Genomic DNA, 14,755 nt, shown 5'->3' with positions numbered 1-14,755 from the left:
CGGCGGACTCGGTGCCGTCGCCTCGGTCGCGGGCGCGACAAGCGCCGCCGCTGCCACCGCCGGCCCGCAGGAGCGGCCCTTCCGCGCCGCCCCGGGCCGGCGCTCGCGGCGCCCCAACATCCTCTTCATCCTGGGCGACGACCTGGGCTGGGCGGATCTCTCCTCGTACGGCGCACCCGACATCCGGACACCGCATCTGGACCGGCTGGCCCGTCAGGGCGTCCGCTTCACCCAGGCGTACGCGGGCTCGGCGACCTGCTCCCCCACCCGCTTCTCCCTCTATACGGGCCGCTTCCCGGGCCGCACCGAAGGCGGACTGGCCGAACCGATCGCCGACAAGAGCGCGGGTCTCGCGCCCGACCACCCCACGCTCGCCTCCCTGCTGCGCGAGGCGGGCTATGCGACGGCGCTGATCGGCAAGTGGCACTGCGGCTATCTGCCGGACTACAGCCCCACCCGCTCGGGCTGGGACACCTTCTTCGGGAACTTCGGCGGGGCGCTGGAGTACTACTCGAAGCTGGGTCTCGCCGGCGAGTACGACCTCTACGAGGGCGATGCCGAGTACAAGGACCTGCGCTATTACACGCGGATCATCACCGAGCGGGCCGTCGACCACCTCACAAAGGCGGGAGAGGCAGCCGCATCGGACGGTCGCTCCGACAAGCGGAACCAGGACCGGCCGTGGCTGCTGAACCTGAACTTCACCACTCCCCACTGGCCGTGGATCGCGGACGGCGACGAGGAGGAGAGCGCGGAGATCGTCCGCCGGATCAAGGCGGGCGAGCCGGGGGCCCTGCAACACCGGGACGGCGGCTCGCTGGAGAAGTACCGGGAGATGGTCGAGGACCTGGACCGCTCGGTCGGCGAGGTGCTGGCCGCGCTCAGGCGCTCCGGCCAGGAGGAGGACACCCTGGTCTTCTTCGCCAGCGACAACGGCGGCGAGCGCTGGTCGTACAACTGGCCGCTGTCCGGCAACAAGGCGTCGCTCCAGGAGGGCGGCATCCGGGTGCCGACGCTCGTGCGCTGGCCGGCCCGGCTCGATGCCGGGCAGGTCAGCCATGAGCCGGTGTTCACCCCGGACTGGACGGCCACCCTGCTGGAGATCGCGGGCGCCCGCCCGGACCGCGCCTACCCGCTGGACGGTACGAGCCTGGCGGGCTATCTGCTGCGCGGTGAGCATCTCGCCGAGCGCGATCTGTTCTGGCGGGTGCGCGGCGAGCGGGCGCTGCGGCGCGGCGACTGGAAGTACTACCGGGGCAAGGGCGGCAAGGACCAGCTCTTCCATATCGCGACCGATCCGCGCGAGCAGGCCGACAAGGCGGCGGGGGAACAGCGGCTGCTGGGCCGGCTGCGGGCGGCGTGGGAGGCGGTGGACGACACGTTGTTGCCGTATCCGAAGGGGTGATGCGGGGGGGGCGGGCGCACCCTCGGGGTGCGCCCACCGGCCGCCCGCCGCCCGACTCAGCTGAGGACGGGCAGATACCCACCGATGTCGGCCCGCTCGCCGCTGGCGCTGACGGCCGCCGCGTCCAGCGCCTCGGCCCAGTCCGTACGGCCGGTGGCCAGCCGGATCCAGGTCAGCGGGTCGGTCTCGACGACGTTCGGCGGGGTGCCACGGGTGTGCTTGGGGCCTTCGACGCACTGCACCACGGCGAACGGCGGCACCCGGACCTCGACCGACCCGCCGGGCGCCTTCGCGGCCAGCGCGTCGGCCAGCAGCCGGGTGGTGGTGGCCAGGGCATGGCGGTCGTACGGGATCTCGGCGCCGGTCGCCGCGGCCAGGTCATCGGTGTGCACGACGAGTTCGACGCAGCGGGTGACCAGGAAGTCGGCCAGCCGCATCGCGCCCACACGGGTGGGCAGCAGCCGGTCGCCGGGGACCGGCGGGAGCGCCTCGGCGAACTCCTCGGCGGTGCGCGCCAGCAGCTCCACGGGGTCGTTGCCGTCAGCCAGCGCGCGGGTGTCGTCGTCGATCCCGGCGGCGAGCGGCGCGGTCGCGAACGGCCAGTCCAGCAGGGCGGTCTCCGGCTGCGGCGGGACCGGCTGCCGGAGATTGCGCGCCACGCTGCCGACCGCCATCGCCAGATGCGCCACCAGCTCCCGCACCGTCCAGTCGCCGAGCCGGGTCGGCAGCGCGAACTGATCGGGCGTCAGCTCCCCTACGGCCGCGCGGACATGCTCGAACTGCGCGAGGACGGCGGCGCGGGTCTTGGCGGGGTCGTAGCTGCGGGTGCGGGACGTACCGCGGGCGGGAGACATGGCGCCGAGGCTACTGCGGGGGCGGGGCGGTCGCGCGGGGTTATTCCGTACGGCCGGCGGGTCCGTACGGGTCTCCCGCGGACCGTCGCCAACAGGGGAAACGCCGACGGCCCGCCCCCAAGGGGACGGACCGTCGCAACGCCGTGGGCCGGCGCGGCACCGCGCGCCGGCCGGCTCAGGCGATAAGGCCCGGGATGGTGCCCTCGTGCAGTTCCTTCAGCTCGCTCAGCGGAATGCTGAACTGGCCCTGGACGTCGATCTCCTCGCCGTCGACCACACCGATCCGGGTGGCCGGCAGCCCCCGCGCACCGCACATGTCGGTGAAGCGGAGCTCCTCGCTGCGCGGAACGGCGACGATCGCCCGGCCCGCCGACTCGGAGAACAGCAGCAGGAACGGGTCGCCGGCGGCGGAGTCGCTGTCGCCAGCGGTTTCCGGGATCACCAGGCGAGCGCCCTTGCCACCGCGCAGGCACGACTCGACCAGCGCCTGGATCAGACCACCGTCGGAGAGGTCGTGCGCGGCGTCGATCATGCCGTCACGCGAGGCCGAGATCAGGATCTCCGCCAGCAGCTCCTCACGGGCCAGATCGACCTTCGGCGGCAGACCGCCGAGGTGCTCGTGCACCACCTGCGACCAGGCCGAGCCGCCCAGCTCCTCGCGGGTGTCGCCCAGCAGGTAGATCAGATGGCCCTCGTCCGCGAACGCGATCGGCGTACGGCGATTCACATCGTCGATGACGCCGAGCACCGCCACGACCGGGGTCGGGTGGATCGCCACCTCACCGGTCTGGTTGTAGAGCGAGACATTGCCGCCGGTGACGGGCGTGCCAAGGGTCTGGCAGGCGTCGGCGAGACCGCGGGTGGCCTCGGCGAACTGCCACATCACCCCCGGGTCCTCGGGCGAACCGAAGTTCAGGCAGTCGGAGACCGCCAGCGGCTTGGCCCCGGACGCGGCGACATTGCGGTACGCCTCGGCCAGCGCCAGCTGCGCACCCGTGTACGGGTCGAGCTTGGTGTACCGGCCGTTGCCGTCCGTGGCCATCGCGACACCGAGGTTGGTGTCCTCGTCGATACGGACCATGCCGGAGTCCTCCGGCTGCGCCAGGACGGTGTTGCCCTGCACGAAACGGTCGTACTGGTCGGTGATCCACGCCTTGGAGGCCTGGTTCGGGTGCGCGACCAGCTTGAGGACCTGCGCGCGCAGCTCGTCCGCGTCCGCCGGACGGGGCAGCTTGCTCGCGTCGTCGGCCTGGAGGGCGTCCTGCCACTCCGGGCGCGCGTACGGCCGGTGGTAGGTCGGACCCTCGTGGGCCACCGACCGCGGCGGTACGTCGACGATCTGCTCGCCGTGCCAGAAGATCTCCAGGCGCTCGCCCTCGGTCACCTCACCGATGACGGTGGCGATGACGTCCCACTTCTCGCAGATCGCGAGGAAGCGGTCGACCTTGTCCGGCTCGACGATGGCGCACATGCGCTCCTGCGACTCGCTCATGAGGATTTCCTCGGGCGAGAGGGTCGCATCGCGCAGCGGTACGGAGTCCAGCTCGACGCGCATACCGCCGCTGCCGGCGCTCGCCAGCTCGCTCGTCGCACAGGACAGACCGGCACCACCCAGGTCCTGGATGCCCGCGACCAGCTTCTCCTTGAAGATTTCGAGTGTGCACTCGATGAGGAGCTTCTCCTGGAAGGGGTCGCCGACCTGGACGGCCGGGCGCTTGGCCGGACCGGTCGAGTCGAAGGTCTCGGACGCGAGGACCGAGACGCCGCCGATGCCGTCGCCGCCCGTGCGGGCGCCGTACAGGATGACCTTGTTGCCGGTGCCGGACGCCTTGGCGAGGTGGATGTCCTCGTGCTTCATCACACCGATGCAGCCGGCGTTGACCAGCGGGTTGCCCTGGTAGCAGGCGTCGAAGACGACCTCGCCGCCGATGTTGGGCAGACCCAGGCAGTTGCCGTAGCCGCCGATACCGGCGACGACACCCGGCAGGACACGCTTGGTGTCGGGGTGGTCGGCGGCACCGAACCGCAGCGGGTCGACGACCGCGACCGGACGGGCGCCCATGGCGAGGATGTCGCGGACGATGCCGCCGACGCCGGTGGCCGCGCCCTGGTAGGGCTCGATGTACGAGGGGTGGTTGTGCGACTCGACCTTGAAGGTCACCGCGTAACCCTGGCCGACGTCGACGACACCGGCGTTCTCGCCGATGCCGACGAGCATGGCGTCGTTCTCGGGGGCCTTCTCACCGAACTGCTTCAGATGGACCTTGCTGCTCTTGTAGGAGCAGTGCTCGGACCACATGACGGAGTACATGGCGAGCTCGGCACCCGTGGGACGGCGGCCGAGAATTTCGCGGATCCGCGCGTACTCGTCCTGCTTCAGGCCGAGTTCGGCCCACGGCTGGTCGGCGTCCGGCGTCTCGGTTGCGTGCTTGACGGTGTCGAGAGTCATGCGTTGACCAGCTTCTTCAGGATCGAGGTGAAGAATCCGAGGCCGTCGGTACGGCCCGTACCGATCAGCGGCTCGACGGCGTGCTCGGGGTGCGGCATGAGGCCGACGACATTGCCCGCCTCATTGGTGATGCCGGCGATGTCGCGGAGCGAGCCGTTGGGGTTCCCGTCCAGGTAACGGAAGGCGACCCGGCCCTCGGCCTCAAGCATGTCGAAGGTGCGGTCGTCGGCGACGTACCGGCCGTCGATGTTCTTCAGCGGGATGCTGATCTCCTGGCCGGATGTGTAATCCACGGTCCAGGAGGTCTCCGCGTTCTCCACCCGCAGCTTCTGGTCGCGGCAGATGAAGTGCAGATGGTTGTTGCGCAGCATGGCGCCGGGCAGCAGGTGGGTCTCGGTGAGCACCTGGAAGCCGTTGCAGATGCCAAGAACCGGCATACCGGCCTTGGCCTGCTCGATAACGGTCTCCATCACCGGCGAGAAACGGGAGATGGCCCCGGCCCGCAGGTAGTCGCCGTAGGAGAAGCCGCCGGGCAGAACCACGGCGTCGACCTGCTTGAGGTCCTTGTCGCGGTGCCACAGCGGCACCGCTTCGGCACCGGCCACCCGGACCGCGCGCTGAGTGTCGCGGTCGTCGAGGGTGCCGGGGAAGGTAATGACTCCGATACGAGCGGTCATGACCCGGCCTCGGCTGGTTCGTCGACCCGGACGGTGAAGTCTTCGATGACGGTGTTGGCGAGGAAGGTCTCGGCCATCTCATGGATGCGAGCGAGGGCGGCGTCGTCGACCGGACCCTCCACCTCAAGTTCGAAACGCTTGCCTTGACGGACGTCGGCGATCCCCTCGAAACCCAGGCGTGGCAGTGCGCGCTGCACCGCCTGGCCCTGCGGGTCGAGGATCTCCGGCTTGAGCATGACGTCGACTACGACGCGTGCCACTGGCACTCCCGGTGGTGTGGTGCGTAAGGCGGTGTCATCACAGTACCGTGTTCGAAAATCTACGCGCATAGATATCCAGAGCGCCCGATCACGGTCCGGTATCGGCAGGAGTGCGCCTCAGGGAAAATCCTCGAAAAGATCCAGGGTCCGGATTGCGGGAAGACACGCTGACAAAATTAACTGGGCTTCACAATGCAATGCCCATCGCTGTACAAATGAAAAAGCATTGATCCCAATCAGCCGGATCTGGAGCATCACCCCACGTCAACACGGGGTTGCTCCATGAAAGGACCGATATCCGTGGCGCAGCGAGTAGTAGTAACGCTCTCCGATGACATCGACGGAGGAGAAGCCGCAGAGACGGTCACCTTCGGATTGGACGGGAAGTCGTACGAGATCGACCTCAATCCCGCCAATGCGAAGAAACTGCGCGGCGCTCTCGCCCCGTTCGTCGAGGCCGGCCGCAAGAGGGCCAAGTCCGGCAAGGCCTACCACCGGACCGCGGTGACCCCCGACCCCGCGGCCGTCCGTGCCTGGGCCCGCTCCCACCAGATGGACGTCCCGCCGCGCGGCCGGATCCCCAAGCGGGTTTACGAGGCCTTCAACGCCGCCAACCACTAACCGACTTGCCGGCGTCCCCCGGTCCGGGCGCAGCCGACTTGCACAGCACCCCTACTGATCAGCTAGAGTCTGGAGCACGCCGAGGGGCGAGGCCGAAAGGCCGAACCTCACGGAGTCACGCGGGTGTAGCTCAGTAGTAGAGCGCCCCCTTTCCAAGGGGGAGGCGCAGTGTGCAATCCCTGTCACCCGCTCTGACAGTCTCGACCTCTCTATTGGATCAGGTAGAGTAGCTGTCGCGCCGCTCGGTGAAAGCCGGGTGGATGCCTGCGGACGTAGCTCAGTTGGTAGAGCGCAACCTTGCCAAGGTTGAGGTCGCGAGTTCGAGCCTCGTCGTCCGCTCAGATATAGAAGGCCCCGGTCATCGCGACCGGGGTCTTCTTTATTTTGTTCCGGATCACGTTGGATCACATCGGCACGCGGCATACCGCACCACCGCCCGCCGCTCTCCCCTTCCCTTCCTTCGGTCGTCGGCAACTGACATTCGTCATCAGCTGCGATGACAGGTCGCACTGCCCGGAATCTTGATCCGGCGGAACGCTGGAGTCATGGACATCGGGAAGAAAAACTCCGCCGGCGTCGGACACGGGGGTGTCGACGCCGGCGGCTCGACCACCAGCGTGATCGAAGTCACTGGGCTTCGCAGACGGTACGGGGGCGCCGGGCGGAGTGCGAAGAGCCGGACCCGCCGCGGCGGGCAGCGCCCGGAGAGCCCGCCGGCCGGGCGGAAGAGTTTCGAGGCTGTGCGCGGGGTCGACTTCTCTGTCGAACTGCTGGAGGGCCTGGCCGCGCCCACCTCCGGCCGGATCGGCGTCCTTGGCCACGACCCGTTCCGCGAGCGCCGCAAGGTGCGGCCCCGCATCGGCGTCATGTTGCAGGAGGGCGGTTTCCCCTCCGAGCTGACGCCCGAGGAGACCCTCCGTATGTGGGCGGGGTGCACCAGTGGGGCGCGTCCGGTCGAGGCGGCCCTCGGCGCGGTGGGGCTGGAGCGGCGCAAGGGTGTCCGGGTCAAGCAGCTGTCCGGCGGCGAGCGGCGGCGGCTGGACCTCGCCCTGGCGCTGCTGGGAAGGCCCGAGGTGCTGTTCCTGGACGAGCCGACGACCGGCCTGGACGCCGAAGCGCGCCATGAGACCTGGGAGTTGGTCCGCGAGCTGCGCGACAGCGGGACCACGATCGTGCTGACGACGCACTATCTCGAAGAGGCCGAGGAGCTCGCGGACCGGCTGGCGATCTTGCACAACGGGCGGATAGCGGCAGCCGGACCTCTCGCGGACGTGGTCGCCGCACGCCCCTCACACCTCTCCTTCGGCCTGCCCGACGGATTCCATATCGGTGATCTCCCACCGCTGGGAGAGCTGGGAGTGGTCGGCCACGAGACGGAGGGGCGCACGGTCCGGCTGCGGACGGACGAGCTACAGCGGGCCACGACCGGGGTGCTGCTGTGGGCTCGGGACAAAGGGCTGGAGCTGCGCGGGCTGGACGTCAGATCCGCATCCCCGGAAGAGGCATTTCTGCAGATTGCAAAGGGGCTGGAGAACGCATGAGTGCAACCACGTGGGAAGCCACCGTCAATGAGCGGGCGAAATCGCCTGCGCAAACCACCACCACGGCCCGTCTACTCTCCCTGGGGAGAGCCGAGTTGACGCTCATCGGGCGCAACTGGACCGCTCTGTTCATGTCGCTGGTCATCCCCGTCACGCTGGCGTACGCCATGAAACAGGCGGTCAGCGGAATGGATCGCACCGGGCTGTCGGTGGAATCGGTGCTGCTGCCCGCCACTCTCGGATACGTCCTGATCTTTGCCGTCTACTCCCACCTCACCGGCGCCTATGTCGCCCGGCGCGAGGAACTGGTCCTCAAGCGGCTGCGCACCGGCGAGCTACAGGACCTGGAAATACTGGCCGGGACCGCGCTCCCGGCAGCGCTCATCGAGCTGGCGCAGTGCATCGTCCTCGTCGTCCTGGGTGGTCTGGTCCTGGACATCGGGCTCCCCACCGCGCCGCATCTTCTGATCGCCGGAGTGGTGACCGGCATGGTCGTGGTCATAGGACTCGCCGCGGCGTCCTCGGCGCTCGCCTCGTCGGCCGAGTCCGCTCAGCTGGCCGTGCTTCCCGTGATGGTGCTGTCCCTGGCCGGGTCCGGGATGGTCGTCCCGCTGGACGTCCTTCCCGACGGCATTGCTGCCGTCCTCGAACTCCTTCCGCTGTCACCGGCGATGGAGCTGATACGGGCCGGCTGGACCGGCGGCGCGGGCGCCGGTGAGACGCTGAAGCAGCTGCTCATCGGCTTGGTCTGGATCGGGCTTGCGGTGTTTGCTGCGCAGCGGTGGTTCCGCTGGGAGCCGCGGCGCTAGCGATGTAGGGGCATCGGGACTACGGGGGCGGGGAGCGCGTGATCGAGAAGCTACGGGCGATGTAGCGGCGCCGGAGCCGGGTGGGCATGGTCGACGCGTACGTCCGCTGGACGCTGTATGCCGTCCCCTGGCTGCGGGTGTTCGGCGGGGTGGTGCCCCTTGTCACCAAGACGGCGGGCAGCCCCTTATCGGTCACTCTTGCCGAAGTGGCCGTAGCGCTGAATGTGCTTCAGGGGGGCCTGGCGGTCCCGCTGTTCAACCGCGGACTGGACCGGTATCTGCGGCGGGGCCCGGCACCGGTCCCCTGATGCTGGTCTCGGGGGTGCTGACGCTCGCCACCGAGATCGCGCTGTTCATGCTCATGGCGACCAGGGGGGGGCGGCGGCAAGGACGGTCTGGTTGCGGCTGCCACGGCGGCGGGCTCGACGCTCACACCCTTCCTTATGGCCTTCTGCCTGCTGGTGTCCAAGCGGAAGTATCTGGCGGTGCTGACCGGCAGCTCGTTGGGGCTGATGCTGCTGCTCGGCCTGTGGACGCACATCTGGCTGGGCGCGCTGGCAATGGCGAGCCTGCCGGCCATGGCCGGCCTCCGGAGCTTCGCCATAACGCGGCCGACGGGCTGGCTGCTCGGCGTGATCTGGAAGCTGGAAGCTGGATGCCGCACGGAGCACCGAGACCCGCCTTGCGGTCGCCGAGGAGCGGCTGAGGTTCGGCCGGGATCTGCACGACGTTCATGGGCCGGAATCTGGCGGTGATCGCCCTCAAGAGCGAACTGGCGGTCCAGTTGGCCCGACGGGGGCGGACGGAGGCGGTGGAGCGGATGGTGGAGGTGCAGCGGATCGCCCAGGAGTCACAGCGGGAGGTACGGGAGGTACGGGAGGTGGTGCGCGGCTACCGAAAGGCCGATCTCCAGGCGGAGTTGTCCGGCGCCCGCTCCATCTTGCGCGCGGCCGGGGTCGACTGCCGTATCGAGGGCGAGGAGGGGACGCGGCTGCCGCCGGAGATGGAGTCGGCGCTCGGCTGGGTCGTACGCGAAGGCACCACGAACGTACTGCGGCATGCCGCCGATGTACGGCGCTGCGCCGTGCGGACGCATATCGATCCGGACCGCTCGGTGCTCGTCATGACCATGGAAAACGACGGTGTCACCGACCCGGCGGCGGCCGGCACCGGCTCGCTCCCCGGCAGCGGTCTCAAGGGTCTGCGAGAACGCCTCCACCCGTTGGGCGGAACCCTGACATCGGGGTTGATCACCAAGGGGTCCTTCCGTCTGACGGTCGAACTCCCGGTGGGGGCGGCAGGGATCTAGGGACTGTCCGGCGGGCCGGGATCAAGGGGGCGGGGCGGCGATCGGGGGCAGAGGCGTTTTGATGATCTTTGCGGCAGGTGGAGAGGTGGGGTGGCGGGGTGAGTGGCCGGGTGGGTGACGGGGTGATTCGGGTGCTGCTTGCGGATGATGAGCACCTGATCCGGGGGGCGCTGGCGGCGTTGCTGTCGATGGAGGACGATCTGCTGGTGGTGGCGGAGGCCGCGTCGGGGCCGGAGGCGCGGGCGATGGCTCGGGCGCACCGTCCGGATGTGGCGGTGCTGGATCTGCAGATGCCGGGGGCCGACGGTGTGGCGGTGGCCACATCGTTGCGGGGTGAGGTGCCGGAGTGCCGGTCGATGATCGTGACGAGTCATGGGCGGCCGGGTCATCTGAAGCGGGCACTGGAGGCCGGGGTGCGGGGGTTTGTGCCGAAGACGGTGTCCGCGCAGCGGCTGGCGGAGATCATCCGCACCGTGCATGCCGGAAACCGCTATGTGCACCCGGAGTTGGCGGCGGATGCGATCAGCGCCGGGGAGTCGCCGTTGACCGTACGGGAGGCCGAGGTGCTGGAGTTCGCCGAGGCCGGGGCGCCGGTCACGGAGATCGCGGAGCGGGCTTCGCTGTCGCCGGGGACGGTCCGCAATAACCTTTCGTCGGCGACCGCCGAGCTGGGCGCGGAGAACCGTCACGCGGCGGCGCGCCTCGCACGCGAGCGAGGTTGGCTATAGTGGGTGCCGCACCGCGCGGTGGCGACTGATTGCAGGAGCTGCCTGTGGCGCATGCGGACGTAGCTCAGTTGGTAGAGCGCAACCTTGCCAAGGTTGAGGTCGCGAGTTCGAGCCTCGTCGTCCGCTCAAGGTAAAAGAAAGACCCCGGTCGATGACCGGGGTCTTTTCCGTTATGACCAGCTGAGGCCCGTGAGGCGCTCGTAGGCCTCGATGTACTTGGCGCGGGTGCTCTCGACGATCTCCTGCGGGAGGGCCGGCGGCGGCTGCTCGCCCGTACGGTCCCAGTCGGCGGCGGGCGAGGTGAGCCAGTCGCGGACGAACTGCTTGTCGAAGGAGGGCTGAGAGCGGCCCGGCTGCCACTGGTCGGCCGGCCAGAAGCGCGAGGAGTCGGGCGTGAGGACCTCGTCGGCCAGGGTCAGCTGCTCACCCTCGAAGCCGAACTCGAACTTGGTGTCCGCCAGGATGAGGCCGCGCTCGCGGGCGATGTCGCGGGCCCGCCCGTAGACGTCGAGGGTCGTCCGGCGCAGCTGGGCGGCGACGTCGGCACCGACCTGGCGGGCGGTCTCCTCGTAGGAGACGTTCTCGTCGTGGTCGCCGACGGCTGCCTTGGTCGCCGGGGTGAAGATCGGCGCGGGGAGCTCGGAGCCGTTGACGAGGCCTTCGGGGAGGGCCAGACCGCAGACCGTACGGGACTGCTGGTATTCGACGAGGCCGGAGCCGGTGAGGTAGCCGCGGGCCACGCACTCGACGGGGACCATGGCCAGCGACTTGCAGACCAGGGTGCGGCCCGCCCAGTCGGCGGGGGCGCCGGCCGGGAGATCGGTGGACAGGACGTGGTTCGGGGCCAGGTCGGCGAGCTGCTCGAACCACCACAGGGACAGCTGGGTGAGGACGCGGCCCTTGTCGGGGATCTCGGTGGGGAGCACCCAGTCGTAGGCGGAGGTGCGGTCACTGGCGACCATGATCAGCTCGCCGGCGGCGTTCTGGTAGAGGTCGCGCACCTTGCCGGTGTGGAGGTGGGTGAGACCCGGAACCTCCACTGGCTCAGGCTTTTCTACAAAACCGGACACGCTTCCTCCGCGTAGGTTGATCCAGGAGTCACTCCGATTCTCCCGTATGCGCGGACGTGGCGATGCCCCAGGGGGCCGGGCGGGGCATGGGACGCCCTCAGTCGCGCTTGCAGATGCGGTCGAGGAGGTTGGCGGTGGCGCGTTGGACGCGCTCGTCGACATGGCCGGGGCGGTCGAGGGCGGGGGACCAGGCGAAGGTGCCGGAGGCGAAGACCAGGGCGCCACTGGGGGCGCGGTAGAGGGACGTTTCCTGGTGGCGGCGGGTGCCTTCGCTGTCGTGGTACGGGGAGTGGGCGAGCAGGATGCGGCGGGTGTGGTCGGGGAGGCTGGTGCGCGGGAAGTAGCGGTCGGCCTCGCCGGCGACCAGGCCGGGGAGCTCGTCGCCTTCGTGGGCGCCGGTGGCCTCCCACAGCCAGTGGTCGCCGTTGCGGACCACCATGGGGGCCGGCTCGGGGACCCTGCCGGCGTACTGGATGCCCATCAGGCGCTGCTCGGGGTTGCCGATCTCGCGCCAGAGGGCGGGGCGCCCGGGGCCCTGGCGCTTGCGGCAGCTGAGCAGGGAGTCCGGGCCGGAGGGCGACGGGGAGAGGTCGACCTGCCAGTACATGGTGTTGGCGGAGAGGAAGACGAGGGAGGTGCCGGTGTCGCGGGCGAGTTCGACCGTGCGGCGCATGGGCACCGACCAGTATTCGTCGTGGCCGGGGAAGACCAGGCCCCGGTAGCGGGACGGGTCGACGCGGCCGGCGTGCAGATCGCGGGCGTCGGCGTAGGCGAGGTCGTAGCCGTAGCGCTCGGCCCAGCGGATGAAGTCGTAGGCGTGACCGACATGGAGAGGCAGGCCCGCGCCGGCGTAGGGGCGGTCGAAGGAGACGGTGGTGGCGGCGTCCTGTTCGCCGAGCAGGGCGCCCGCTTCGTCCCAGGCGTGGTAGAGGCTGGCGCCGGTGCGGCCGTCCTCCGGGTAGAGGTTGTAGGCCTGCCAGGTGATGTCGGGCAGCAGCAGGAGCAGATCGGCGGGGTGGTCGTCGCGGACCGTGAAGGGGATGTGGGAGCGGTAGCCGTCGGCGGTGGTCAGGACGGCGACATACGCGCCGAGGTTCCAGAACGTGGGGACCTGGAGGCGCCAGGACAGCCACCAGTGGTGGCAGGAGACCGTGCGGTCGACCGCCAGCGGGGGCGGCTGGACGATGCCGGCCAGCCGTGGACTGGTGGTGATCTTGGCGGCGCCGGCGCCGCCGTAGTGGCCGATGCGGTAGACGTCGATGCTGAACGGCTGGGGCGGGTCGACCGAGACCCGGAAGTCGATGGCCTCGCCGGGGGCCACCGCGCCGGTGCCGGCGAAGCCCTTGATCTGGCGGTGGACGTCATCGGCGGTGCGCGGGCCGTTGTGCTTGTGCGGTGCGGGCAGGTGCAGATCGCCCTGGGCGACGGCGGGGTCGACGTACCAGGGGATGATGCGGCCGGAGTCGAAGTAGTTCTCGCTGCCGCGCAGCCAGGGCAGCGGGCCCTGCCCGAACGGGTCCGTGACCGCGTGGGCGAGGGCGCCCGATTCCCAGCGCCTGATCTCTTCCGTCGCCACCTTCCACTCCCCTCCCGCGTCCCCCTGTGACCGCAGCCGATCGGGCCGGTGTTGCGTCCGGCCGGGCGGACCCGGCCACCCCTCAGCACATCACATTACGCACTCACTCCGTCACCCTTCGTCGTGAATTTAAAGGCCATCGGCCCCGAAACGCGAACTGGAAGGGAACATTCAGCCGGGCCGACGGGAGGAGGCTCCGGGTGGCAGGCCCGGCGCCCGGTCCACGGGCCGCAGCGGCCCCCGGGGGACGGCGCGGCCCGGCACCCGGGTCATACCAGCCGGACCGGCTTTTCGGGGCGTACGCCGACCGTCATCAGCCAGCCGCGCAGCGGTTCCGCATCGCCGTCGTCGACCAGGCTGAGCACCGGGCGGCCGAGGTCGGCGCGGCGGGCGCCGTCGACCAGCAGCGCCGGGCCGTCGAGCCAGTCGAGGCCGGGGGCGGCGCCGGCGGTGTCGACGGCGGCGCAGCACACCATGGCGGTGACGTGGTCGGCGAGGAGTTCGCGGCCCGTACGGGGCGGTTGCAGGGGGAACAGCGGGAGGCCGCCCTCGGCCATACCGTCGCCCCAGGCCACGCCCACCGCGGCGTCCTGGGCCGCGCTGCCGCGGGCGGCCTGGCGAGCGGCTTCCTCGCGCTCCTCGCGCTCGACCTCCGCGCCCAGCCGGGCGGCGACGAGGTCGCCGGCCCGCTCGTCATGGGCGAGCCGCTCGATGACCCGGGCCAGGGTCGGCCCCGGGGCGGGTGCGGCGGGCGGGTTCGTGGACCGGCCGTCGGTGGGCCGGTGGTCCGCGGGGCGGTGGCCCGTGGGCGTACGGCCGGGGGTGCGGGCGTACGAGAGGGACGGGGCGGCCGGAGCGGGGTCGGGGGCCGGGGCCGTGGGTGGGGATGACGGGCGCGGGGTCGCCGGGAGGTCGTCGAGGACGCGGTGGAGACGGGCGGCCTCCAGGCGCCATTTACGGTCCACGACCTCTTCCGGGTACTGGTTCCAGCCGACCGGTGACCAGTCGGGTCCCGGCTCGGCCGGGCCGCCGTGGAAGAGGCGGGCGGCCAGCAGGGAGGCGGCGCGGTCGATGGCGCCCGGCTCCTCCAGGAGGTCGCAGGCGGGGCGCTCGCCGAGGCGGGAGGCGAAGCCGTCGGCGAGGCGGTCGCGGCGGGAGAGTTCGGTGAGCGCGGAGACCACGCCGGCGTCCAGCCGGGACGGCCAGCGGCCCATCCGCCAGGCGGGCAGCGCGACCCGGGTCAGCAGCCGGTCCCAGCCCGCGTAGGCGAGGCCGACCTGCTCCTGGGCGACGATCCGCAGGCCGTAGTCGACGCTCTGGGCGCGCTCGGAGGCGGCGGCCGCGACGGCGCGCTCCATGATCGTGGCGTGCTCGCGGCAGGCGCGCAGCAGCGTGCGCGCCACCCGGCCGACGAAGCGGAGCGCCGGGCCGCGCAGCGGGCCCTCGGCGCGGGCCG

General features: G+C 70.5%; 14 protein-coding genes, 3 tRNA genes and 1 pseudogene. 11 read left to right on the top strand and 7 right to left on the bottom strand.

Features of this window, described 5'->3' with window-relative positions; all coding sequences use genetic code 11:
- On the top strand, positions 1 to 1,405 hold a 1,405-nt coding region (locus DY245_RS37865; RefSeq protein ID WP_244943516.1), incomplete at its 5' end, for a sulfatase family protein.
- A 56-nt stretch (positions 1,406 to 1,461) separates the two neighbouring features.
- Here DY245_RS37865 and DY245_RS37860 read toward each other — a convergent pair.
- The 4 genes from DY245_RS37860 to purS form a co-directional block, all read right to left on the bottom strand.
- The gene (locus DY245_RS37860; protein ID WP_128511631.1) at positions 1,462 to 2,259 is read right to left on the bottom strand and encodes a maleylpyruvate isomerase family mycothiol-dependent enzyme; all 798 of its coding nucleotides are present in this window, start codon (positions 2,257 to 2,259) and stop codon (positions 1,462 to 1,464) included.
- A 175-nt stretch (positions 2,260 to 2,434) separates the two neighbouring features.
- A complete protein-coding gene (gene purL / locus DY245_RS37855; RefSeq protein ID WP_128511630.1) occupies positions 2,435 to 4,708 on the bottom strand; it encodes a phosphoribosylformylglycinamidine synthase subunit PurL in 2,274 nt (757 codons plus the stop codon).
- The gene (gene purQ, locus DY245_RS37850) at positions 4,705 to 5,385 is read right to left on the bottom strand and encodes a phosphoribosylformylglycinamidine synthase subunit PurQ (RefSeq protein WP_128511629.1); all 681 of its coding nucleotides are present in this window, start codon (positions 5,383 to 5,385) and stop codon (positions 4,705 to 4,707) included. The genes purL and purQ overlap by 4 nt, the downstream gene beginning before the upstream one ends.
- On the bottom strand, positions 5,382 to 5,645 hold the full coding sequence (purS, locus tag DY245_RS37845; RefSeq protein ID WP_083106018.1) for a phosphoribosylformylglycinamidine synthase subunit PurS: 264 nt from the start codon (positions 5,643 to 5,645) through the stop codon (positions 5,382 to 5,384). The genes purQ and purS overlap by 4 nt, the downstream gene beginning before the upstream one ends.
- A gap of 300 nt (positions 5,646 to 5,945) precedes the next feature.
- Between purS and DY245_RS37840 the strand changes: the two genes are divergently transcribed.
- The 10 genes from DY245_RS37840 to DY245_RS37795 all read left to right on the top strand — a co-directional run bounded on the left by DY245_RS37840 (position 5,946) and on the right by DY245_RS37795 (position 10,779).
- The gene (locus DY245_RS37840) at positions 5,946 to 6,266 is read left to right on the top strand and encodes a histone-like nucleoid-structuring protein Lsr2 (protein ID WP_128511628.1); all 321 of its coding nucleotides are present in this window, start codon (positions 5,946 to 5,948) and stop codon (positions 6,264 to 6,266) included.
- 119 nt (positions 6,267 to 6,385) lie between these two features.
- Positions 6,386 to 6,457, top strand: a tRNA-Gly gene (locus tag DY245_RS37835).
- 75 nt (positions 6,458 to 6,532) lie between these two features.
- Positions 6,533 to 6,605: transfer RNA gene (locus DY245_RS37830), tRNA-Gly, on the top strand.
- Positions 6,606 to 6,811: 206 nt separating this feature from the next.
- Positions 6,812 to 7,807: an ABC transporter ATP-binding protein gene (locus DY245_RS37825; RefSeq protein ID WP_244943515.1), complete on the top strand. Its 996-nt coding sequence runs from the start codon at positions 6,812 to 6,814 to the stop codon at positions 7,805 to 7,807.
- Positions 7,804 to 8,616, top strand: a complete 813-nt coding sequence (locus DY245_RS37820; RefSeq protein WP_128511627.1) for an ABC transporter permease — start codon at positions 7,804 to 7,806, stop codon at positions 8,614 to 8,616. Before DY245_RS37825 ends, DY245_RS37820 begins: the two co-directional genes overlap by 4 nt.
- Before the next feature lie 86 nt (positions 8,617 to 8,702).
- Positions 8,703 to 8,924, top strand: coding sequence for a hypothetical protein (locus DY245_RS37815; protein ID WP_128511626.1), 222 nt, complete (start codon positions 8,703 to 8,705; stop codon positions 8,922 to 8,924).
- A 135-nt stretch (positions 8,925 to 9,059) separates the two neighbouring features.
- On the top strand, positions 9,060 to 9,371 hold the full coding sequence (locus DY245_RS48545) for a hypothetical protein (protein ID WP_128511625.1): 312 nt from the start codon (positions 9,060 to 9,062) through the stop codon (positions 9,369 to 9,371).
- Positions 9,350 to 9,925 carry a sensor histidine kinase gene (locus tag DY245_RS37805; RefSeq protein ID WP_128511624.1) on the top strand — a complete coding sequence of 192 codons (576 nt, stop codon included), beginning with the start codon at positions 9,350 to 9,352 and terminating at the stop codon, positions 9,923 to 9,925. The genes DY245_RS48545 and DY245_RS37805 overlap by 22 nt, the downstream gene beginning before the upstream one ends.
- A 125-nt stretch (positions 9,926 to 10,050) precedes the next feature.
- Positions 10,051 to 10,653, top strand: coding sequence for a response regulator transcription factor (locus DY245_RS37800; protein WP_128511632.1), 603 nt, complete (start codon positions 10,051 to 10,053; stop codon positions 10,651 to 10,653).
- A 53-nt stretch (positions 10,654 to 10,706) separates the two neighbouring features.
- Positions 10,707 to 10,779, top strand: a tRNA-Gly gene (locus DY245_RS37795).
- A 44-nt stretch (positions 10,780 to 10,823) separates the two neighbouring features.
- Here the strand turns inward: DY245_RS37795 and DY245_RS37790 are convergent.
- From DY245_RS37790 to DY245_RS37780, 3 genes and pseudogenes are all read right to left on the bottom strand, one after another.
- Positions 10,824 to 11,723 (bottom strand): phosphoribosylaminoimidazolesuccinocarboxamide synthase, encoded by a 900-nt coding sequence (locus DY245_RS37790; protein WP_128511623.1) that lies wholly within the window; start codon positions 11,721 to 11,723, stop codon positions 10,824 to 10,826.
- A 97-nt stretch (positions 11,724 to 11,820) separates the two neighbouring features.
- Positions 11,821 to 13,299 carry a N,N-dimethylformamidase beta subunit family domain-containing protein gene (locus tag DY245_RS37785; RefSeq protein WP_128511622.1) on the bottom strand — a complete coding sequence of 493 codons (1,479 nt, stop codon included), beginning with the start codon at positions 13,297 to 13,299 and terminating at the stop codon, positions 11,821 to 11,823.
- 269 nt (positions 13,300 to 13,568) lie between these two features.
- Positions 13,569 to 14,755 (bottom strand): annotated as a pseudogene (locus DY245_RS37780) (hypothetical protein); the annotation flags it as partial.

It is taken from the genome of Streptomyces inhibens, assembly GCF_003389455.1.
In the GTDB taxonomy this organism is placed as follows: Bacteria; Actinomycetota; Actinomycetes; order Streptomycetales; family Streptomycetaceae; genus Streptomyces; species Streptomyces inhibens.
Note: the sequence above shows the minus strand (reverse complement) of the source record. Positions and strands in the feature narration are given on the sequence as shown.

Coding starts and splice junctions, on each gene's coding strand:
- DY245_RS37815 (WP_128511626.1), top strand. CDS start 8,703: ATGGTCGACGCGTACGTCCGCTGGACGCTGTATGCCGTCCCCTGGCTG.
- DY245_RS37805 (WP_128511624.1), top strand. CDS start 9,350: ATGGGCCGGAATCTGGCGGTGATCGCCCTCAAGAGCGAACTGGCGGTC.
- DY245_RS37825 (WP_244943515.1), top strand. CDS start 6,812: ATGGACATCGGGAAGAAAAACTCCGCCGGCGTCGGACACGGGGGTGTC.
- DY245_RS37820 (WP_128511627.1), top strand. CDS start 7,804: ATGAGTGCAACCACGTGGGAAGCCACCGTCAATGAGCGGGCGAAATCG.
- DY245_RS48545 (WP_128511625.1), top strand. CDS start 9,060: ATGGCCTTCTGCCTGCTGGTGTCCAAGCGGAAGTATCTGGCGGTGCTG.
- purL (WP_128511630.1), bottom strand. CDS start 4,708: ATGACTCTCGACACCGTCAAGCACGCAACCGAGACGCCGGACGCCGAC.
- DY245_RS37860 (WP_128511631.1), bottom strand. CDS start 2,259: ATGTCTCCCGCCCGCGGTACGTCCCGCACCCGCAGCTACGACCCCGCC.
- purQ (WP_128511629.1), bottom strand. CDS start 5,385: ATGACCGCTCGTATCGGAGTCATTACCTTCCCCGGCACCCTCGACGAC.